At 71.8% G+C, this 20,780-nt stretch carries 19 protein-coding genes; 16 read left to right on the top strand and 3 right to left on the bottom strand.

The genetic code is table 11. From position 1 onward, the window contains the following. Positions 1-32 precede the first annotated feature (32 nt). From gnd to dnaA, 3 genes are all read right to left on the bottom strand, one after another. The gene (gnd, locus tag ACFO4E_RS26930; RefSeq protein WP_378579541.1) at positions 33-938 is read right to left on the bottom strand and encodes a phosphogluconate dehydrogenase (NAD(+)-dependent, decarboxylating); all 906 of its coding nucleotides are present in this window, start codon (positions 936-938) and stop codon (positions 33-35) included. A gap of 48 nt (positions 939-986) precedes the next feature. Next, positions 987-2,126, bottom strand: coding sequence for a DNA polymerase III subunit beta (gene dnaN / locus ACFO4E_RS26925; protein WP_378579574.1), 1,140 nt, complete (start codon positions 2,124-2,126; stop codon positions 987-989). A 591-nt stretch (positions 2,127-2,717) separates the two neighbouring features. Next, on the bottom strand, positions 2,718-4,589 hold the full coding sequence (dnaA, locus tag ACFO4E_RS26920) for a chromosomal replication initiator protein DnaA (protein ID WP_378579538.1): 1,872 nt from the start codon (positions 4,587-4,589) through the stop codon (positions 2,718-2,720). A gap of 732 nt (positions 4,590-5,321) precedes the next feature. On the opposite strand from dnaA, the gene rpmH reads away from it, so the two are divergent. From rpmH to ACFO4E_RS26840, 16 genes are all read left to right on the top strand, one after another. Beyond that, entirely contained in the window at positions 5,322-5,465 is a 144-nt protein-coding gene (gene rpmH / locus ACFO4E_RS26915; protein WP_378579533.1) for a 50S ribosomal protein L34, read from the top strand. A gap of 82 nt (positions 5,466-5,547) precedes the next feature. Beyond that, positions 5,548-5,982: a ribonuclease P protein component gene (rnpA, locus tag ACFO4E_RS26910; protein WP_378579532.1), complete on the top strand. Its 435-nt coding sequence runs from the start codon at positions 5,548-5,550 to the stop codon at positions 5,980-5,982. Further along, on the top strand, positions 5,979-6,296 hold the full coding sequence (yidD, locus tag ACFO4E_RS26905; RefSeq protein ID WP_378579530.1) for a membrane protein insertion efficiency factor YidD: 318 nt from the start codon (positions 5,979-5,981) through the stop codon (positions 6,294-6,296). Before rnpA ends, yidD begins: the two co-directional genes overlap by 4 nt. A 28-nt stretch (positions 6,297-6,324) precedes the next feature. Continuing rightward, positions 6,325-7,269 carry a membrane protein insertase YidC gene (gene yidC / locus ACFO4E_RS26900; RefSeq protein ID WP_378579526.1) on the top strand — a complete coding sequence of 315 codons (945 nt, stop codon included), beginning with the start codon at positions 6,325-6,327 and terminating at the stop codon, positions 7,267-7,269. A gap of 86 nt (positions 7,270-7,355) precedes the next feature. Continuing rightward, positions 7,356-7,913 (top strand): Jag family protein, encoded by a 558-nt coding sequence (locus ACFO4E_RS26895; RefSeq protein WP_378579523.1) that lies wholly within the window; start codon positions 7,356-7,358, stop codon positions 7,911-7,913. Between the two features lie 231 nt (positions 7,914-8,144). After that, positions 8,145-8,861 (top strand): 16S rRNA (guanine(527)-N(7))-methyltransferase RsmG, encoded by a 717-nt coding sequence (gene rsmG, locus ACFO4E_RS26890; protein WP_378579521.1) that lies wholly within the window; start codon positions 8,145-8,147, stop codon positions 8,859-8,861. 155 nt (positions 8,862-9,016) lie between these two features. Next, complete coding sequence (locus ACFO4E_RS26885) at positions 9,017-9,847, top strand: ParA family protein (protein ID WP_378579572.1); 831 nt, start codon at positions 9,017-9,019, stop codon at positions 9,845-9,847. Between the two features lie 25 nt (positions 9,848-9,872). Next, a complete protein-coding gene (locus tag ACFO4E_RS26880; protein WP_378579519.1) occupies positions 9,873-10,802 on the top strand; it encodes a ParB/RepB/Spo0J family partition protein in 930 nt (309 codons plus the stop codon). Positions 10,803-11,630: 828 nt separating this feature from the next. Further along, positions 11,631-12,740, top strand: coding sequence for a class V lanthionine synthetase subunit LxmK (gene lxmK, locus ACFO4E_RS26875; RefSeq protein WP_378579517.1), 1,110 nt, complete (start codon positions 11,631-11,633; stop codon positions 12,738-12,740). Then, positions 12,737-13,720, top strand: a complete 984-nt coding sequence (locus tag ACFO4E_RS26870; protein ID WP_378579515.1) for a T3SS effector HopA1 family protein — start codon at positions 12,737-12,739, stop codon at positions 13,718-13,720. Before lxmK ends, ACFO4E_RS26870 begins: the two co-directional genes overlap by 4 nt. A gap of 169 nt (positions 13,721-13,889) precedes the next feature. Continuing rightward, complete coding sequence (locus ACFO4E_RS26865; protein WP_378579513.1) at positions 13,890-14,069, top strand: LxmA leader domain family RiPP; 180 nt, start codon at positions 13,890-13,892, stop codon at positions 14,067-14,069. Positions 14,070-14,181: 112 nt separating this feature from the next. After that, a complete protein-coding gene (locus ACFO4E_RS26860; RefSeq protein WP_378579511.1) occupies positions 14,182-15,192 on the top strand; it encodes a methyltransferase in 1,011 nt (336 codons plus the stop codon). Beyond that, a complete protein-coding gene (locus tag ACFO4E_RS26855; RefSeq protein WP_378579507.1) occupies positions 15,189-16,994 on the top strand; it encodes an ABC transporter ATP-binding protein in 1,806 nt (601 codons plus the stop codon). Before ACFO4E_RS26860 ends, ACFO4E_RS26855 begins: the two co-directional genes overlap by 4 nt. Before the next feature lie 24 nt (positions 16,995-17,018). Beyond that, positions 17,019-17,960, top strand: a complete 942-nt coding sequence (locus tag ACFO4E_RS26850; protein WP_378579505.1) for an LLM class flavin-dependent oxidoreductase — start codon at positions 17,019-17,021, stop codon at positions 17,958-17,960. Positions 17,961-17,989: 29 nt separating this feature from the next. Next, positions 17,990-19,438, top strand: a complete 1,449-nt coding sequence (locus ACFO4E_RS26845; protein ID WP_378579502.1) for a flavoprotein — start codon at positions 17,990-17,992, stop codon at positions 19,436-19,438. Between the two features lie 41 nt (positions 19,439-19,479). After that, on the top strand, positions 19,480-20,780 hold a 1,301-nt coding region (locus tag ACFO4E_RS26840; RefSeq protein ID WP_378579500.1), incomplete at its 3' end, for a M16 family metallopeptidase.

Raw genomic sequence — 20,780 nt, 5'->3', positions numbered from 1 at the left:
CTCGGTTTCACGTGAAACGGGACCGGGGGTGGTCAGCTACGGGGCGTGTGCGCCGGCTCGTCGGTGCTCTTGCTGACGGCGTGCCCGCCGAACTGGTTGCGCAGTGCGGCGACGACCTTCATTGCCGGGCTGTCGTCCTGGCGCGAGGCGAACCGGGCGAACAGCGCCGCGGTGATGACCGGAGCCGGGACGGCGTGGTCGACGGCGGCCTTGACGGTCCAGCGGCCCTCGCCGGAGTCCTGGGCGTAGCCGCGGATGCCTTCGAGGTCGGGGTCGTCCTCCAGCGCGCGCACGAGCAGGTCGAGCAGCCAGGAGCGCACGACCGTGCCCTCGCGCCAGCTGTCGAAGGTGCCGGGGACGTCGTCGACGATGTCGGAGGCCGCCATGAGCTCATAGCCCTCGGCGAACGCCTGCATCATGCCGTACTCGATGCCGTTGTGGACCATCTTGACGAAGTGGCCCGCGCCGACGCCGCCGGCGTGCACATAGCCGCCCCCGGCGTCGGGGGTCAGGGAGTCGAGGACGGGCTTGACGCGGGCGATGTCCTCGGCGGTACCGCCGACCATGATCCCGTAGCCGTTCTGCCGGCCCCAGACACCGCCGCTGACGCCGGCGTCGACGTAGCCGATGCCGCGCGCCTTGAGGTCGTCGGCCCGGCGGCGGTCGTCGACGTAGTGGGAGTTGCCGCCCTCGACGATGAGGTCGCCGGTGGAGAGCAGCTCCGCCAGCGACGTGATGGTGGCCGCGGTGGCTTCACCGGCCGGGACCATCAGCCACACGACGCGCGGCGCGTCGAGGCGGTCGACGAGGTCGGCCAGGGACTCGACATCGCGGCCCTCGGGGTTGAAGTCGAACCCCACGACCTCGTGGCCCTTGTCGCGCAGCCGCTGGGCCATGTTGCCGCCCATTCTGCCCAGGCCGACCATACCTAGTTGCATGTCCGTGATTCCCCCAAACGACTTGATACGTGGATGGCGCGGTCGTCGTCAGCTCGAAAGCCGGACCGGCATGATCAGGTACCGGTAGTCGGAGGTCGCGTCGTCATCGGCGGGCTTGCCGGTGATGATGGCCGGCTTGGTCGACGTCGTGAACTGGAGCCGGGCGATGTCGGAGTCGATGGCGTTGAGGCCGTCGAGCAGGAAGGCGGAGTTGAAGGCGATCTGGATGTCGTCGCCGTCGAGCGAGGAGTCGAGGACCTCGACCGCCTGTGCTTCGTCGCCGGTCCCGGCCTCCAGGACGAGCTGCCCGGAGCCGAACGCCAGCCGCAGGGGCGTGTTGCGCTCGGCGACCAGCGAGACGCGCTTGACGGCCTCGATGAACTCCGACTTCTGCACCTCGGCCACGGAGTTGAACGAATCGGGCAGCAGCGCGCGGTACTTCGGGAACTCGCCGTCGAGGAGGCGGGTGGTGGTGCGGCGTCCGCCGCCCTCGAAGCCGATCATGCCCTCGCCGCTTCCGGCGCCGGAGAGCGCGATGGAGACCTCGGCGCCGCTGGTGAGCGACTTGGCGGTGTCGGCGAGGGTCTTGGCGGGCACCAGGGCGACCGCGGAGAGGTCGGGGTTCTCGGGCTTCCACGCCAGCTCGCGCACCGCGAGGCGGTAGCGGTCGGTGGAGGCCAGGGTGACGGTCTCGCCCTCGATCTCGACGCGCACGCCGGTGAGCATCGGCAGGGTGTCGTCGCGCCCGGCGGCGACGGCCACCTGGCTCACGGCGGCGGCGAAGGCGTCACTGCCGACCGATCCGGTGAGGCGGGGCATCTCCGGCAGCGTGGGGTAGTCCTCGACCGGCAGGGTGAGGAGGGTGAACTTCGCGCTGCCGCAGGAGACCACGACCTTGGCGCCGTCGGTGGCGATCTCCACAGTCTGTGGAGGGAGGTTGCGGGTGATCTCGGCGAGCAACCGACCCGAGACCAGGGTGGTGCCCGGCTCCTCGATGTCGATGTCGACCGCGACCTGCGCGGAGACCTCGTAGTCGAAGCTGGAGAGCTTCAGCCTCTGCCGTCCGTCGCCCTCGCCGGCGTCGAGCAGCATCCCCGCCAGTACGGGGACCGATGGCCGCGCCGGAAGGCTGCGGGCGGTCCAGGCCACGGCGTCGGCCAGTACGTCGCGTTCGACCCGGAACTTCACAATCCGACTCACTTTCCTCGGAACCTGGGAGCCCTCACTGCGGCGGGGGCGGCGGCACGGGGGTCGCCGGGCGCGTCAAGGGGGCGGGTTCACACGGTACCCGGATTCCACTGGCGGCGCTGCCCACCACACGCGTTCGCCGCCTCGCCGGTACGCCGCGGACCTGCCGGAGCCCGGTCGTCCACAGATTGGGGGTCCAGCCGATTTTTCACGCCACATGCTCATCAATAGAGGCGCAGTAGTAGTAGGGGCTGTGGATAGTGTGGATAACCATTGTTTTCGCAGGTCGGACCGCGAATTTTTGTCCACCGGGCCTGTGGGTGGGGCTGGGGAGAAACGACGTGCGCTGTGGACGCCGGTTCTGCATCCACAGACCGTCCACGGGTTATCCACCGCTCATCCACCGGTTATCCACGGTTCGCCCACAGGCGCGGGAGACGGTGTGCGGACGGGCCGGGGCGGCCACCCACAGGGCACCCACAGGTTGTCCACCGTCTCCGGGCGGTTATCCGCAGGGTTATCCACGGGTTGTCCACAGAAAATCGGCCCGGCCTGGGGATAACTCCGCCTGGCCGGGCCGAAAAAAGGTCCTCAGATATTTCGCGACTGCTGTTTGATCCGGTTGGTCAGCTCGGTCACTTGGTTGTAGATGGACCGGCGCTCGGCCATGAGGGACCGGATCTTGCGGTCGGCGTGCATCACCGTGGTGTGGTCCCTGCCACCGAATTGCTGCCCGATCTTGGGCAGCGACAGGTCGGTGAGCTCGCGGCACAGGTACATCGCGATCTGCCGCGCGGTCACCAGGACCCGCGAGCGCGACGTCCCGCACAGGTCCTCGGTGCTCAGCCCGAAGTAGGAGGCGGTCTGGGCCATGATCGCCGAGGCGGTGATCTCGGGCCCCTCGTCGTCGGGGATGAGGTCCTTCAGCACGATCCCCGTGAGGTGCAGGTCCACCGACTGCCGGTTCAGGCTGGCGAACGCGGTCACGCGGATGAGCGCGCCCTCCAGCTCGCGGATGTTCGTGGAGATCTTGCTCGCGATGAACTCCAGGACCTCGGGCGGTGCGGCCAGCCCCTCCTGGGCTGCCTTCTTGCGCAGGATGGCGATCCGGGTCTCGAGTTCGGGGGGCTGCACATCGGTGATGAGCCCCCACTCGAACCGGTTGCGCAGCCGGTCCTCCAGCGTGACCAGCTGCTTGGGCGGCCGGTCGCTGGAGATCACGATCTGCTTATTGGAGTTGTGGAGCGTGTTGAAGGTGTGGAAGAACTCCTCCTGGGTCTGCTCCTTGTTCTCCAGGAACTGGATGTCGTCGACCAGGAGGACGTCGATGTCGCGGTAGCGGCGGCGGAAGCCGTCGGCCTTGCCGTCGCGGATCGAGTTGATGAACTCGTTGGTGAACTCCTCGGAGCTGACGTAGCGCACCCGCGCGCCGTCGTAGAGGCGCTGGGCGTAGTGGCCGATGGCGTGCAGCAGGTGGGTCTTGCCCAGCCCCGAGCCGCCGTAGATGAACAGCGGGTTGTAGGCCTTGGCCGGCGCCTCGGCGACCGCGACCGCCGCGGCGTGCGCGAACCGGTTGCTGGACCCGATGACGAACGTGTCGAAGGTGTACTTCGGGTTCAGCCGGGCCGGCTCCGTGGCGGCGTGCGGCCGGGCCGCGGCCGCGCCCGACGGGTCGGGGCCGCCGGGCGGAGGCCCCGGCGGCGCCCCGGCCCCGGGGGAGTCGGGCGGGGCGCCGGGGCCCGGGCCGGGTTCGCCGTGGTCGGGGACGCCGTGGCGGCCGGCCCCGGCGTGCGGGGGCGGAGCGGCGTCCCACGAGGGCGTCTCCCACGACGGGGTCTCCCACCGGTTGGGCGGGTCCCAGTGCCGGGGCTCCTGCCAGCCGCGGTAGGGGTCGTGCCCGGCGCGTGGGGCGAGCAGGTCGTCGCCGGCGCCGCCGCGAGCGGCGTGCTGCGGGAGATGGCCGGGGTGGGGCGGGTACCCGTGCCGGTCGCGGTCGACCGGGGCGGGCTCGCCCGGGTGCTGCCGGTGCGCGGAGTGGGCCGCCTCGCCGAACCGGTCGCTGAGGGGCGGTTCGACGGCCGCGGGAGCTCCGGGCAGGTCATCGGGGACGGCCGGCTGCCAGGTGTGCCCCGGCGGGGGGGCGGGAGCGGGCGGGCCGTAGCCGCCGGGCTGGGGGGCGGGCGGCGGGGCCGGCTGCACGGCGGCGGGGTCGACGGTGACCGCGACCCGGATGTCGCGGCCCAGCTCGGCGGAGAGCGCCTGGCTGATGGCCGGGCGCAGCCGGGTCTCGAGGATTTCCTTGGCGAACTCGTTGGGGGCGGCGAGCAGGGCGGTGTCCTCGATCAGCCCCAGCGGCCGGGTCTGCGGCAGCCACGCTCTCTGCTGCGGGGGCAGGGCGCTGTTGTCGAGGCTGTCCAGCACGCTCGACCACACCATTGCGAGGTTGACCTGTGCCTCAGACACGGTGACCTGCCATGGTTCGTCCCCTTCTCACGGTCTGCTGCTCTTGGCGCGGCGGCCGGTCCCGCCCTGCGCCGGACCTCCCATTGTCCCGGGAGGCGGGGCGGGCGGGACACGCCGGGAAGCCGCGCTCACCACGGGTGCCCTGTGGGTAACCGGCGGTGTAATTGTGGATCTCGCTGTGTACGGTGTCGCGCCCGGATGCGGGCTCTGGTTTCCTGGGTCCCAACGGGCTTCCACAACTTTCCGGCATCATCCACATGTTGTGCACGGGCTTGTACACAGCCTGACAGAATCGCGCGACCACGGTCGACTTATCCACAAATCCCTGATCAGGGGCTGTGTGAAGGTCGTGTGGCGGGGCCGTTCGCCGCCGCGGGCGCACACATGGGGGAGGGGAACGAGGTTCCGAGGTTATCCACAGCTTAGGGGTGGCCGGAGGCCGCACACAGCCTGTGGAGGACGTGTTGTCCACAGGTACGCTTTTCTGTGGACCGAGGCACCGGTGTCCCTGCTGGTGGGGCCGTCGCGATTTGACCGCTGTCCGGGCAGCCCGTATGTTCTTTATGCTTAAGTCGCTATCCGTCTGCGCACCGGTCTAGCGGGCGCGGTACGGGGAGGCGGGCGGGTGATGTCCTCCGACGTTCCCGTGACGTCGACGAGCGCAGACATACCTGGGCCCCGCGCCGGCGGGGCCGTGCCGTACTTTTTCTGACACGCCCCTGGAGCCGAGCAGTGAGCAAGCGTACTTTCCAGCCGAACAACCGCCGTCGCGCGAAGGTCCACGGGTTCCGGCTGCGCATGCGGACCCGTGCTGGACGCGCGATCATCGCCGCGCGCCGGAGCAAGGGGCGCGTGCGGCTGACCGTGAGCCAGTAGCCGCGGCGAGTCGATCGTTGACGTTTGGGCCGGCTGCCCGCTTCGGCAGCCGGCCCTCTTCTCATGTTCGGGGACCGGTCCGATGTTGTCGCCTCACAACCGCATGCGGCGCAGCGCCGAATTCGGCCTCGTCATGCGCACGGGCCGGCGTGCCGGGCGCGACGCGCTGGGCGTCGTCTACGCCCCGCCCCCGCCGGCCGGAGCGGGCCCCGGGGAAGGGGCGCCGCGTGTCGGGTTCGTGGTGAGCAAAGCGGTCGGCAACGCGGTGGTCCGCAAGCGCGTGCAGCGCCGGCTCCGCCACCTGATGCGCGATCGGCTGTCCGCTCTCCCTGAAGGTAGCCTGCTGGTAGTGCGGGCCAAACCCCTGGCCGCGTCTCTGCGGTACGACACGCTGGCCGCGCAGCTCGACGGTGCTCTCGCTTCGGCGATGCGCCCCCGGACGAACGCGACACGCCGTCGCCGGGGGCCCGGCGCATCCGATGGCGCGCGATCCGGCGGGGAGCAGGCGGATCGATGAGCGATGACAGACCCACCCCGGCGGCGCGGCTGCTGACGGTGCCCATCCGCGGGTACCAGCGATTCATCAGCCCCCTGTTCCCGCCGGTGTGCCGGTTCTACCCCTCGTGCAGCGCGTACGCCGTGCAGGCGCTCGCGGTCCACGGGGCGCCCCGGGGGCTGTGGCTGACCGTCCGGAGGATCGCCCGCTGCCACCCGTTCCATCCGGGCGGACTGGATCCGGTCCCGCCCCGCCGGGGCGCGGGCGACGGACAAGCGAATGACCCGGGCCGAGGGGCAGATGGCGATGTCGTTTCCCCGTCCGAGGGCCTGTAGCTGAATCGAAGTAAGAGGGAGTTGGCCGGTGCTGGACTGGCTTTACAACATCGTCGGCTGGGTGCTGATCCAGATCCACACGGGTCTGACCGCTGTGGGGCTGGATCCTGACAGCGGCTGGGCGTGGGGCCTGTCCATCGTCACCCTGACCGTTGTCGTGCGGCTCATCATGGTCCCGCTGTTCGTGAAGCAGATGCACACGCAGCGGAAGATGGCGGATCTCCAGCCGCAGCTGCAGAAGGTGCGCGAGCGTTACAAGCACGACAAGCAGCGCCAGCAGCAGGAGATGATGAAGGTCCAGCAGGAGAGCGGGGTCAACCCGCTCATGGGCTGCCTGCCCCTCCTGTTGCAGATGCCGGTCTTCTTCGCCCTCTTCAGCGTGCTGCGCAGCGTGGCCCAGGGGCAGGCGCAGTACGGCTTCACCGAGCAGCTGGTGGCCAGCGCGCAAGGGGCGCTGATCTTCCACGCCCCGCTGGCGGCGCAGTTCACCACCTCCACCCAGGAGCTCGACCGGTACGGCGCCGACCCGATCATGGCGAAGGTCGTCATCGTCATCGCCTGCGTGATCATGGGTGCGACCACGTTCCTGACCATGCGGCAGAGCATCAAGCGCAGCTCCATGCAGTCCGTGCAGATGGCGGACAACCCGATGATGCAGTCGCAGAAGATCATGATGTACATGGCGCCGGCCTTCGGCCTCTTCGGTCTGGGGATGCCCATCGGCGTGTTGATCTACTGGGTGACCTCCAACGTCTGGACGATGGGACAGCAGCACTTCCTGTACCGCAAGCACCCGGTGCCCGGTGAAGGCGGCGAGCCCGCCGCGCGTACGTCGCCGAACGGATCCGCGAAGGGTCTGCTGGGCAAGCGCAAGGAGTCCGCGCCAGAGCCGGTCGAACAGCCTAAGATCGAGCGTAGGCAGCCGAAGAAGCAGTCGCGGGCCAAGCGTTCCGGCGGCAACCCGCAGAAATAGTGCTTTCGGTACCGGATGCGTGCGCAGGCGCCAGCCCTGGAAGCGCACCTCCGGGCACCATTCCAGACGTTAGGAGACAGCTCGCTGTGAGCAGCAACACCGAGGACGCGGAGGACACCCGCGGCAGTGTCGCGGTCGCGGAGGCACCGGAGGACCGCGACAGCGGGCCCGAGGGCGGCGTCGACGTGGAGGCGCTGGAAGCGGAAGGCGACATCGCGGCCGACTACATCGAGGGTCTGCTCGACATCGCCGACTTCGACGGCGACATCGACATGGACGTCGAGGGCGACCGCGCGATGGTGGCGGTCGTCGGCGACACCCTCGACGATCTCATCGGAGACAAGGGCGAGGTGCTGGAGGCGCTTCAGGAACTCACCCGTCTCGCGGTGCATCGCAGCACCGGCAACCGCAGCCGGCTGATGCTCGACGTCGGCGGGTACCGGGACTCCCGGCGCAAGACGCTCACCCGGATCGGTGCCGAGGCGGCCGACGAGGTGAAGAAGTCCGGTGAGGTGAAGCCCCTCGCTCCGATGACCCCCTTCGAGCGCAAGGTCGTGCACGACGCCGTGGCGGCGGCCGGATTGCGGAGTGAGTCCGAGGGCGAGGAGCCCAACCGCTACGTCGTGGTCCACCCGGTCGACTGACCGGGTCGGCGTGCGATAGCGCGCCAGATCACGGAGAAGTCCGTTTCCGATTGAAACTGTGGCTCATGTTTCACGTGAAACGGCGGCGCACGAACCAATCGGCGCCCCCCACACATAGGATCGTGGGGGGCGCTTTCGTGTTCCCTCCCCCCGACTTCCCTGAGTGGTTTGAGCGACTCATCGAGAAGTCGACCTAGAGATACGTGGATGAATTGGCCAAGGTGGTGACTGATGACCGCGGGTGCTGACCGGCGTGTGGCACCGCCCGAGCAGGCGAGGGTGCTGTTCGCCGATGCCCTGCCCCGAGTCGTCCGCTACGCGGACCTGCTGGCCGACGCCGGTGTGGAGCGCGGACTGATCGGTCCGCGGGAGGTGCCGCGCCTGTGGGAGCGGCACCTGATGAACTGTGCCGTCGTCGAGGAATTGATCCCTGAGGGCTCCGATGTCGTGGACATCGGTTCGGGCGCCGGCCTCCCCGGCGTCGTCTTGGGGCTGCTCCGCCCCGACATCAGGGTGACGCTGCTGGAGCCGCTGTTGCGCCGTACGGTGTTCCTGCGGGAATGCGTCGACCTGCTGGAGTTGGAGAACGTCACGGTGCTCCGCGGGCGCGCCGAAGAAGTGAAGAGGGAGTTGCGCGCGGACATCGTGACCGCGCGGGCGGTCGCCCCCCTCCCGCGGCTCGCCGGGTGGGCCCTTCCGTTGCTGCGCAAGGGAGGGAGCCTCCTCGCCCTCAAGGGAGAGCAGGCGGAGACCGAGTTGGCGGAATCGCAAGATGATTTGTCGGCACTACGTCCCTGCGTTGCCGATGTGATCCGGGTTGGGCGCGGTAAGGTCGAACCCGCTACCACGGTTGTTCGCGTCACGGTCACATCCGAGAGCGACCATGCCACTCAGCCCAGGACGCGACGTGCGCCGGGCGGCAGGAAGAAGCGCGGACGGAAGAGGTGAACTCATTCGTGTCCCAGAATCACACCGACAGCGACCGTGTTTCGGTTTCACGTGAAACATCGTCGTGGTCGGACACCGATATCGACGTGATGGCACCGCCTGCGGATCTCGATGTCGGACTCGATACGCCGATCGCACGCGCGGCACGCGCGGCGATGTCGGTGCGCGGCCACGGCGACGACGTATGGCCACGCCCCGCTGAGTGCCGGATCATCAGCGTCGCCAACCAGAAGGGCGGGGTGGGCAAGACGACCACCACCGTCAACATCGCCGCGTCGCTGGCGATGCACGGCAACCGGGTCCTCGTCGTGGACCTGGACCCCCAGGGCAACGCGTCCACGGCCCTGGGGATGGAGCGCGGTACCGATGCCCGTTCCATCTACCACTGCCTGGTGGAGGACGAGGAGATCCGCGACCTCGCGCGGCCGGTTCCCGATATCGAGAACCTGTGGTGCGTCCCCGCCACCATCGACCTCGCCGGCGCGGAGATCGAACTCGTCTCCCTCGTGGCACGCGAATCCCGGCTCAAGCGCGCTTTCGCGGCCTACGACGTCAGCGGCCTGGACTACATCTTCATCGACTGCCCCCCGTCCCTTGGGCTGCTCACCGTCAACGCGATGGTCGCCTGCGACGAGGTGCTGATCCCGATCCAGTGCGAGTACTACGCGCTGGAGGGCCTGGGTCAGTTGCTCCGCAACGTCGACCTCGTGAAGTCCCACCTCAACCCGACGCTGGACATCTCCACCATCCTGCTGACGATGTACGACGGCCGTACCCGGCTGGCGTCACAGGTTGCGGATGAAGTGCGCCAGCACTTCGGGGATCTGGTACTCAAGACATTGGTGCCGCGGAGCGTCCGTGTGTCCGAGGCGCCGAGCTACGGGCAGTCCGTCATGACCTACGATCCCGGGTCCACCGGCGCCGTCGCCTACATGGAGTCGGCCCGCGAGATCGCCTACCGGGCGAAGACGGGTGTCCGGACCTGAACACGGGATGCGAAGGGAGACGTCGGTGAGCCAGCAGCGGCGCGGGCTGGGCAAGGGGCTGGGCGCCCTTATCCCGCAGGGGCCCAGCATGAGCGGTGTCGAGGGGGCGCCCGCGACAGCGGAATCCGTCCCTGAGCCGGTCGGTGGCGCCTACCTTGAGGAGATCGACGTCGGGTCGGTCGCCCCCAACCCCCGGCAGCCGCGCCAGTACTTCGACGAAGAGGCGCTGGAGGAGCTGCGCGCCTCCATCTCCGAAGTCGGCCTGCTCCAGCCGATCGTGGTGCGCAAGAACGGCCCTGACCGCTACGAGCTGATCATGGGGGAGCGGCGGTGGCGCGCCAGCAAGGAGGTCGGCCTCGACCGCATCCCCGCGATCGTGCGCGAGACCGGCGACGACGACCTGCTGCGCGATGCCCTCCTGGAGAACCTGCACCGCCAGCAGCTCAACCCGTTGGAGGAGGCCGCCGCCTACCAGCAGCTGCTGGACGACTTCGGCGCGACCCACGACGAGCTCGCCCGGAGGATCGGCCGCTCGCGCCCGCACATCACCAACACCCTCCGGCTGCTCAACCTCTCGCCTTCGGTACAGCGCCGCGTGGCCGCGGGGGTGCTGAGCGCGGGGCACGCACGGGCCCTGCTGTCGGTGGACGACTCCGAGGCCCAGGACCGCCTCGCGCGCCGCATCGTCGAGGAAGGGCTCTCGGTTCGGGCGCTGGAGGAGATCATCACCCTGGGCGAGACCGGCGATGAGCGTACGGCGGCTCGCCGCAGCGCCGCTCGCCCGGCGGCGTCGCCGGAGATCGACGAATGGGCAAGTCGACTTTCCGACGTTTTCGATACCCGGGTGAAGATCAACCAGGGACGCAACAAGGGCAAGATCGTCGTGGAGTTCGCGACGATGGAGGACCTGGAGCGCATCATCTCCGCAATGGCGCCGGAGTCCGGGAAGAACTGACCGGCTTTCCTGCCGGGACGACCCGGTCCGCGGTGGCCCCTCGCACGGGCACCGCGGACCGGGTCGCGGCGTTTCCGGGCCTGGAGTCCTGGAGTCCTGGAGTTCTGGAGTCCTGGAGTCCCGGGGCACGGAATCCTGCGGCCCTGGACTCCTGAGAGAACGCCGCATGTTTCACGTGAAACGCGACGCCGTACACGGGGCCCGAGCGTCAGCTCGCGCTCGTCCTCGGCCGACGTGCGCAAGGGGCGGCACGCCCACTGGTGTGCCGCGGCACCCCGGATCTCCCGCTGCCGACCGGGTGCGCCCGACGAGCGGTGTCATCGGTTCGCGGTGGCCCGGGCGGTTCCCGACCGCGGCACACGCCCCGGGGTGCCCATGGGGGGTGCTGCACGACGGTCGTCACGTGGGCGCCAACGGCCTCCTGCGGCCACACGGCGGCGCGTGAACTCCTTCCCGGGGCCGGTGGGTCCCGGGACACTCAGGGGCGCGACAGACTCTCCTGGTGCCCCTCAGGGCGCCCGCGGCCCAAGGGGCCCTCTGGTGGCCGGGGGTGATCGCGGGGTGGCGGCGCCGGCATGCCGGAACCCCTCCTCGCGGGGCCGGGCGGGCGAATATCCGCGGGCGAGCGTGCGCCGCTGCGCCGAATTGCACGGATAATCCGGACTCTGCGTGCCCATTCGGCGACGTAAAGCCCCCGTCCATGTCCTGATGTGGACATCACGCTTGACCGGAAATTGCGCGGGATGTTCTCCTGTGAATGCGTAATCGGGGAATGATCATTGCGCGGAAAGCGTGAAAAGGGGATCCGTTTTGGCTGCTCTTGCGGGAATGGAAGAACGCCGTGCGCCGCAATTCGCGCCGGTCGATCTGGATCTCGTTCCCGAGGTCGACGCCCTGCTCACGCGACTGGGCATGGGGCCCTTCCGCCGCACCGAGGTCACCGCGCCGCCGGGGCGCAACGACATCTGGATCGGGCCCACCGAATCGGGGCGGCACGCCTTCGTGAAGCGGCTGGTCGGCAGCCCCGGCAACGTGCGGGAGCGGTTGGACCGGCTGGCCGCCTTCGAGCGCGCCCGCCCGGCCATATCACCCCTCCACCTGCGCGTTCCTGAGCTGCTCGCCCTTGAGGAGGCGACCGCGCTGTGCGCGTTCGCGCACGTCGACGACGCCGTGCCGGGCTATCGGCTGGCCGAGGAGGGCCGGTTCGGCCCCGCGCTCACGGGGGCGGCGGGGCGGGCGCTGGGGGCCGTCCACGCGAGCTCCGCCGCCGAGCTCGCGGTGCTCGACAATTCGCCGCCGCACATGCCCGATCCGCGGTTCCTCGTGGGCCTTCCGGAGGGTGTCTACGAAAACCTGACAATGGCCGAACTGGACAGTTGGCGGATGCTCCAGCAGGACAGGGAGGTGTGCCTGGCGATCGACGCCCTCTGCGCCGCGGAGGGCGCCGCACCCAAAGTACCTTCGCATTGTGATCTGCGGCTCGACCAATTCCTCGTGGTCGGAGAAAAGCTTTACGTCACCGACTGGGAGGAATTCCGTCTGGCCGACCCGGCGCGGGATATCGGGAACTTCGTCGGCCAGTGGCTTCAGCAGGCGATGCTGGACATCGTCTCCGGCAACGGCGATTCCGTGTTCCGCGGTGTCGACCTCACCCACGAGGTGATCATGGAACGGGGTGCGGCCGCTCTCCGGCGGCAGCGCCCCTTGATCGAACGCTTCTGGGCGGCCTACCGCGATCAGCGAGGCGGGGCCGATCCCGGGCTCGCCGAGCGCGCGACCGCGTTCGCGGGCTGGCACCTGCTCGATCGGCTGCTCGCCGCCGCGGGCCGCTCGTCGCGGGTGGCCGGCATCGAGCGCGCCGCGGCCGGCGTCGGCCGCGCGGCGCTGGTGCGCCCCGAGCGGTTCGCCGCGGCCCTGGGTCTGGGGGAGCCGTCGTGAGCGCGGTCGGGGCGGGCTCCCTGGTCAGCCCGGCGCTACTCGCGGCGCTCGACGCGGTGCGCGTGGACCCCGCGGGGACCGGCGCCGAAGTCTTGGGGCGGTCGGTCACGGCCGGCCATCCCGGAGAGCTGCCCGGCCGGCTCTCGGGCGCGCTCTACAGCAGCCTGCATTCGGGCGGTGCGGCCGACGACGGCGACGTCCCCTTCCGGCTGCGCACCCCGGAACTCGACCGCGGATTCGCGCGGGCGGTCCCGCACCGCAGGTCCTACGAGGAGGTCACGGTCTGCGACACCGCGGACGTCGCGGACCCCGCCGACGCGTCCCGGGTGCTCGTGCTGCGCGGCGGGGTGCGGACCTGGGTACCGGCGGAGGACATCGTGGACGCGCGGGGCGCCGAGCCGGGAGCGCGCGTGAGACTCGCCGTGCCGGCGCTGCGCCCGGCGGTGTCGCCGGGCTTCTTCATGGTCACCGGCTCCCGCCCCGAGACGGCCGATCCGCACCGCCTGCGCCTCTACCTGCACGTCGCGGACCCGGAATCGGCGACGGAGGTGTGGCGGGCCGTACTGGAGGCGCTGGAGGCCGGAACGGCCGGCTACCGCGCCAAGGTGCTGTCGTCAGCGGCGCTCTACCCGCGGCGCGACGCGATCGTGGTCTACCTCGCGGGCGCGGAGCGCGACGTGCCCGCTCTGCTGGCCGAGCGCGTCAGCGGGCTGCCCGGGCTGGGGGCGGAGACGTCGGCCTTCGCGCACCGGATCGCGCCCGGCGCGGCGGTCGCGTGGGAGCCCGCTGACCCGCGTCCGGAGATGCGCGGCCTCAGCTTCGGCCAGCACCGGGCGGTGGCCGTCGCCCGCGCCGTCGTCACCAGCGCGGTTGACGGCCTTGCGCGGGAACGAGCGCTGGCGGACGCGCTGACCGCCGCCGGTATCGATCCCGCCGACCCGTCGCGCAACCTCGACTCACCCCCGAACCCCAACCCCTGACCAGCGGGCCGCCGGCGGCCGAACCCCCAGCGCGGGGATCGGGCGCCGCCGGCCGCGCGCACGGCGTCCGCAAGGGACGAAGCGGCGCTGAGGTACTCGCTGGGGGCGCAAACCGTTGCGTCCCCAGCCCAGCACCTCAAGCCGGGCGACGAAGAATGAGGAGACCGTCATGGACAACAAGACCGCCGCGATCATGGAGCTCGTCGGAGGCTACGACGCCTATGCGACCCCTGAGGAGCTGAGCGTCGACTCCGCGACCGCCGCGCCCGCCACCACTATTCCCTGTGCGTCGGCCAGCTCGGTCCCGTGCTTCAACTCCGCTCTCTACACGCTGCGCTTCACCTGCTGATCCCGCTCCGCGCCGCCCGGACCGCCGCGGTCCGGGCGGCGCGGCCCGCCACCCCCTTCGGTGATCTAGGAGTTGCGACGCAGTGTCGAGTGAACCAGCGACTGAGAACGTGATGCAGGGGCAAGCCCTCATCGAGATGGCCGGCATCCTGCGGCCGGCCGCGATCCGAGCGGCGGCGACGCTGGGGGTGGCCGACCACATCGCCGCCGGCACGACCTCGGCGGCCGAGCTGGCCGCGGCGGTCGGGGCCGATCCCGACGCGCTGTTGCGGCTGCTGCGCTACCTCGCCGCGGCCGGCCTCTTCGACCGCGCCGGCGACGACACGTTCACGCTGACCGGGCTCGGCGAGCCGCTGCGCCGCGACGTCCCCGGGAGCGTCGCCGCGTTCCTGGACTCCGACGGCGTGATCGGCCGCGCCGAGCTGGGGATGGTCGACCTGCTCGATACCCTCCGCACCGGGCGGTCGAGCCACGCGAGCGTGTTCGGCGTCGACTTCTGGACCGATGTCCAGCACGATCCGCGCTACGCCCCGTCGCTGGAGTTCGTCCTGGGCGACGGGATCGCCTGGGACGCCGACATCGTCGTCGACGCGTACCCGTGGGAGCGGGTCCGCCACGTGACCGACGTCGGCGGCGGCAACGGGGCCCTGCTCATCGAGCTGCTGCGCGCGCACGCGCACCTGCGCGGCCGCCTCGTCGACCTGCCCAACTCCGTCTCCATCGCCCGAGGGCGGATCGCCGCAGCGGGGCTGGCCGATCGCTGTGAGGCCGCCGTCGCCAGCTTCTTCGACGAGCTGCCCGGCGGCTCCGACGTCTACGTGCTGTCGGCGGTCCTGGCGGATTGGACCGACGAGCAGGCCGCGGCGATCCTGCGCAGGGTCGCCGACGCGGCCGGGCCGCAGGGCAGGGTGCTGCTCGCCGAGGTGAGCCTGCACCCCGTCGGCGGCGCCGCCGCGGACCTGGCGTCCACCGGCGCCGACCTCCACGTCGCCGCGACCGTCACCGCTCCGGTGCGCGGGGCCGACGAGGTGAAGGCGATCGCCGCCGCGGCGGGGCTGCGGCCGACCTGGGAAGGGCCCGCGACCGCCGCCCGGTCGCTGATCGAGTTCGCGGTGCGCCCATGAGCCGCCCGACCGCCTCCGCGCCCGCCGCCCACGGCCCGGACGCGCCTGCGGAACGCCTGAACCTGTTCAGGGACCTCGTCCGCCAGCGGGGCCGGGTGGGCGTCGTCGTGGTCCTCGCGCTGCTCTCCTCGGGCGGGACGCTGGCGCTGCCCATGCTGATGGCCCAGGTGATCAGCGCTGTCCAGGCCGGCGATCCCGTCTTCTGGTGGGTCGCCGGGATGGTCGGGGCGGCCCTCGGGGGCGCGGTCGCCGGCGCCCTGGCCACCTACCAGCTGCAGCGCATGGGCAACGGGCTCATCTACCGGCTGCGCGACCGGGTGATGCGGCACAGCCTCGGCACCTGGGTCGAGGAGACCCGCCGCAAGGGGGCCGGCGACCTGTCGGCGAGCCTCACGGCGGACGCGGCGCGGGTGAAGGCCGCGGTGGAGACCGGATTGCAGCTGCCGCTCGCCGCCGTCACGCTGATCGGCACCATCACCGTCATGGCGTTCCTCGACTGGCAGCTGCTGCTCATCACCGCGGCCGCCTTCGCCGTGGCGGCGATGATCGTGGTCGCGGTCATGCGGTCGCTGCGCGGCACCTACCTGAGCGTGCAGTACGACGTCGCCCACCTGGCCGAGCGGTTCGTGGCCGCGCTCGGCGCCATCACCATCATCAAGGCCTACCGCGCCGAGAAGCGCATCGGCGACGACCTGGGCGCCGTCGCGGAACGCGTCTACGGGCTGGAGCTCAAGGCGGCCCGCCTCGAATCGCTGGTCGTGCCCGCCATCACGCTCGGCCAGCAGATCGCACTGGTGGCCGTGATCATCGGCGGCGGTGCGCGGGTCATCGACGGCCGGCTGGACCTGGCGGTCTTCGCCGCCTTCCTGCTCTACCTGCTCCAGCTCGCCGCGCCGCTGCTGATGGCCGCCTCCAGCCTGGCGTCGATCCAGGCCGGCGTCGTCGCTCAGCAGCGCTTCAACGAGGTCTTCGCGCTGCCCCTGGAGTCCGCCGGCCCCGCTGCGGCGGCGGCCGACGTGCCGGGGCCGGGCGCCGCGGACGCCCCGGCGGTCCGGTTCGACCGCGTCGCCTTCTCTTACGACGACCGCCCGGCGCTGGACGGGGTCGACCTGGTCGTGCCGCGCCGGGGGCTGACCGCGATCGTGGGCCGCTCCGGCGCGGGCAAGAGCACGGTGCTGAGCCTGATCGAGCGGTTCGCGGTCCCCTCGTCGGGGCGGGTGAGCATCCTGGGCACACCCGCCGCGGAGCTGCCGCTGGAGGAGCTGCGCGGCCGGATCACCTTCGTGGACCAGACGTTCACCCTGCTCGCCGACACCGTGCGCAGCAACCTCACCCTGGGCGTGGACCGCGTACCCGGGGACGACGAGCTGTACGCCGTTCTCGCGGAGGTCGGACTCGACGACGCCGTGCGCGCGCTCCCCGCCGGGCTGGACACCCCGCTGGGCGGCGAGACCGACCTGTCCGGCGGACAGCGCCAGCGGCTCGCCCTGGCGCGCGCGTTCGCGGCCGACACGCCTTTGGTGCTGTTGGACGAGCCCTCGTCGCAGCTCGACAGCGTCAACGAGCACCGCCTGCGGGGGCTGGTCGAGCGGCTCGCACGCGACCGCGCGGTCGTCGTCGTCGCCCACCGGCTCTCCACCGTCCAAGACGCCGACCACATCGTCGTCCTCGACGAGGGGCGCGTCATCGGCCAGGGCACCCACCCGCACCTCACCGCCACATCGGCCGCCTACGCCGCCCTGCTCGACGGGCAGATGCTGCGTCCGCGCGACGAGCCGGCGCCCGAGGGGCAGGAGGTGTAGGCCGTGGGTACCGTGTCCGTTCTGATGCCGTTCGTCCCTGTGCGTCACGAGCAGATGCTGCCGTACGCGGCCCTGGTCCAGTGGACGGCGGCGCGGCGCCTGTGGCAGGGGCAGACGCAGCTGCTGGACCCGCTGGATTCGTTCACCCACGCCGCGGGGAGCGGCTTCCGGGTGCCCGCGGGGATCGGCGTGACGCTCATGCCCTTCCGCCATCCCCTCCAGGCGGCCCTCCAGGCCAGGTCGCTCGCCCTCGCCACCGGGCACCCCGTGGTCGCCGGGTTCGGGCCGGGCGAGATAGAGCTGCAGAGGGCGATGCTCGGCAGGCCGTACGCGAGCCCGCTCACGGCGTCGCGCGAGTACGTCTCGACCGTCCGCCGGCTGCTGGCCGGTGAGCACGTCGGCCTCGACGGCGACTACATCCGGTGCGACATGTCGCTGTTCCCGGTGCCCAACCCGGGTGTCGAGGTGGGTTTGGGCGTCCTCCGGCCGCGGATGGCGCGCCTGGCGGGCGAGGTCGCCGACGTCGCGATCACCTGGCTGGCGCCCGCGTCCTACATCGGCGACGTGCTGGCTCCCCAGCTGGAAGCGGGCGCGGCCGCCGCCGGACGGCCCGTCCCGCGCCTCGCGGCCGTGGTCTCCGGGTGCCTGGACGCCGGTGACCGCGACCCGGTGCGCGTCGCCATGGCCGGCAACGGCGCGCACCTGATGGGGCCGCACTACCGCGACATGTTCCGCCGGGCCGGCATCGAGGTCGACCCCGAGGACCTGCCGGGCAGCGCGGACCGGCTCATCAGCGGAGGGGCGTTCCTCGTCGGCGACGCCGAGGGGATCGCCGGGCAGATCGCCGCGTTCCACGCGGCCGGCGTCGATGAAGTGGTGATCAACATGACGGGCGTCCATCAGCTCAGCGGCGCCGCGGCCGCGCTCGCCGAGATCGAGGCCGTCGTATCGGCGGTGTCCCGGTGAGCGAACGGCCCCTCCAGGAACCCCCGCGAATGCCCGACTTGGGATTCACCCGGCTGCTGTTCGTGGTCACCGGAGCCGTGGCGGCGAGCGCCACACCGGGCTGGCTGTCCTGGCTGCGCGGCGCGGCCCCCGGGCTGGAGGTCAAGGTGGTGATGACGCGCAGCGCCGGCCGGTTCGTGACGCCCGCGGCGCTGGCGACCGCCACCGGCGGCGAGGTCATCGCCGACGAATGGGCCGACGGCACCCACGACGCGGTGCACGCGCGGCTCGGCGAATGGGCGCAGGCGGCCGTCGTCTTCCCCGCCACGCTGAACTTCATGGCCCGGTTCTCGCTTGGGCTGGCGGACACGCCGGCACTGCTGTCCCTCCAATGCACGGCGGCGCCGGTGGCGATCGCCCCGTCCCTTCCGCCGGGGGCCGTTCAGGGCCACGCCTACCGTGAGCACTGGGCGCGGCTGGTCGACCGGCCCGGCATCGTCATGGTGCCCCCGCTGGACGGCACGAGCGCGACGACCGGACGGACCCACATGGGTGGCGCGGGGGCGCTGGACGACGTGCTGCGCCGGCTGGAGGAGCGCCGCGCCCTCCTGGCGGCCGACGCCCCGGACCCCGCGGACCGGGGCGCGGTCGAGGCGTTCGGCACCGCGCTGCGGCGGACCGCCATCCGGCGCGCCCCCGGAGACGCGTTCGTCTGGACGCACCGGCCGGGCCCGCTCCTGCCCGCGGGGTTCACCCCGGCCGACCCGGCCCTGGCGGACGCGGTCGCGGACGCCCCCGGGCCCGTGCGCTTCGCCTTCGGCGGCGCCGATCCCACCCGGCGCGACTACACCGTTCCCGGCCGGGACTCGGTCGCCGGCCTGCTGATCGAGAACGGGCCCGACACCGGCCTGGACGGGCTGCTGAACGGCCTCGGCGCGGCACTGCGCCACCTGCACGACAACGCGCCGGTCCCGCGCACGGGATCGGCTCCTCCCGGGCTGGCCCGGCTGGAGCGCTGGCTGGCGGGGCGGGCCGCCATCCCCGAGGCCGCCGCTGCCGAGCGGCTGCTCCGCGGAACGATGGGCGAGAAGGCGTGGGCTGCACTGCGGTCGTGGACGGCCGAGGAGCTGGAGGCCGCGGACCCGGTGCGGGTGCACGGCGCGCCCATGCTCGGCACCCTCGTGCCCGACGGGGACCGCGCCTCCGCCGCGCTGCTGACGGGTGCCGACCTCGGCACCGCCGCGCGCGCATACGACCTCGGGTTCGTCCTCGGCGAGCTGATCGAGATGCGCTGGCGCCACGGCGGCGAGGCCGGCGCGTGGCAGCGGCTCGCCGACGCCCTGGAAGAGGGGTACGGCGCCGAACTCGGCGCCGCCGCCCACCGAGCGGCCACCCTGCGGATCGCGCTGCACGTGCACGACTACACCGCGTCCGCGACATGGGATCCCGGCGAGATCACCCGTTACGGCGCCTTCCTCACCGTGCTGGCGGGCCTGTGACCTGCGCACCGCCCGCTCACCCGCGACCCCAGGGGACGCCCATGGCCCGACCGCCCGTCCACCGGATGACCCTCGGCAACGGACTGCGGGTGGTCCTCGCCCCGGACGGCCGCGTGCCCGTCGTCGGCGTCAGCGTCCACTACGGCGTGGGGTTCCGGTCGGAGCCCCCGGGCCGGGCGGGCTTCGCCCACCTCTTCGAGCACCTGATGTTCCGCGGCAGTGAGAACCTGCCCGACGGCCGCTTCTACGACCACATCCTCGGCAACGGGGGCGAGGCCAACGGGACGACCCGCCAGGACTACACCGAGTACTTCCAGAAGGTGCCCGCCGCGCAGCTCGGCCCCGCGCTGTTCAGCGAAGCGGACCGGATGCGGGCTCCGCTGTTCACCGAGTCCGCTGTGCGCGAGCAGGTGGCGGGGGTGGCACGGGAGATCGCCGAGGCCACCGTGGGCCGGGTGCTGGGCGGATTCCCCTGGCCGGCGCTCCCCGGCGTCGCCTACGGGACCTGGGCCGATGCCCACGACGGCTACGGCCGGACCGAGGACCTCCTCGCCACGACCCCCGAGGAATGCGCGGACTTCTTCGACCGCCACTACGCCCCCGGGAACGCCGTGCTCACGGTGGCGGGCGGGTTCGGGGCGGAACAGGCCCGGGCATGGGTCGAGCGCCTCTTCGGGGACATCCCCGCGCGGCCGCACGCGGCGGGGCCCGCGGAGACCGAGGGCGCCTGGACGCGCGACCGGTGGGCCGCCGGCACCGAGCCGGGCATCGGCCGCACCGCGGTGGCGTTCGCCCACCGGCTGCCCGACCCGCGTGCGGACCTCGACGGCTATCTCGCCCACATGGTCCTCGCCGACCTGCTCGGCGGGCACCGGCCGATCCCGGGCGCGGAGGTGGTGCTGGAGAGCGGATGCGGGTTCTTCGAACCGCTGGACGCGCTCGATCCCGACACCCTCGTGACCACCGCACTGCTGCCGGACGGCATCGAGGCGGTCCGGGTGCGCGACGCGGTCCGGGGCTTCCTGGCCGGACGCGCGGCCTCGCCGGAGACGGCCGTCCTGGCGGCGGAGGCGGCCGACCGCTTCGGCCTGCGCCACCACAGGCGGCACGGCGACCCCATGCGGCTCGCCCGCTCCCTCGGCCGCATGGAGCTGCTCTTCGGGCGGGCCCCGCTCGTGTACGACCTCCCGGAGATGATGCGCGCGCTGCCGGCCGAAAAGGTCGCCGGCGCCGCCGCGAGCCTCGCCGCCGCGCCCCTCGCCGCGCTGGAGCTGCGCCCCGGGCCGCACCGGACGCGGCCCGGCGCGCGGGCCGCGGACCCGGAGGCCGAGCCGCGTCGCGG

The sequence above is a fragment of the Nocardiopsis mangrovi genome (assembly GCF_042653925.1).
Taxonomy (GTDB): domain Bacteria; phylum Actinomycetota; class Actinomycetes; order Streptosporangiales; family Streptosporangiaceae; genus Nocardiopsis_B; species Nocardiopsis_B mangrovi.
The sequence above is the reverse complement of the archived record's forward strand: the minus strand, read 5'-3'. Positions and strand labels throughout refer to the sequence as shown.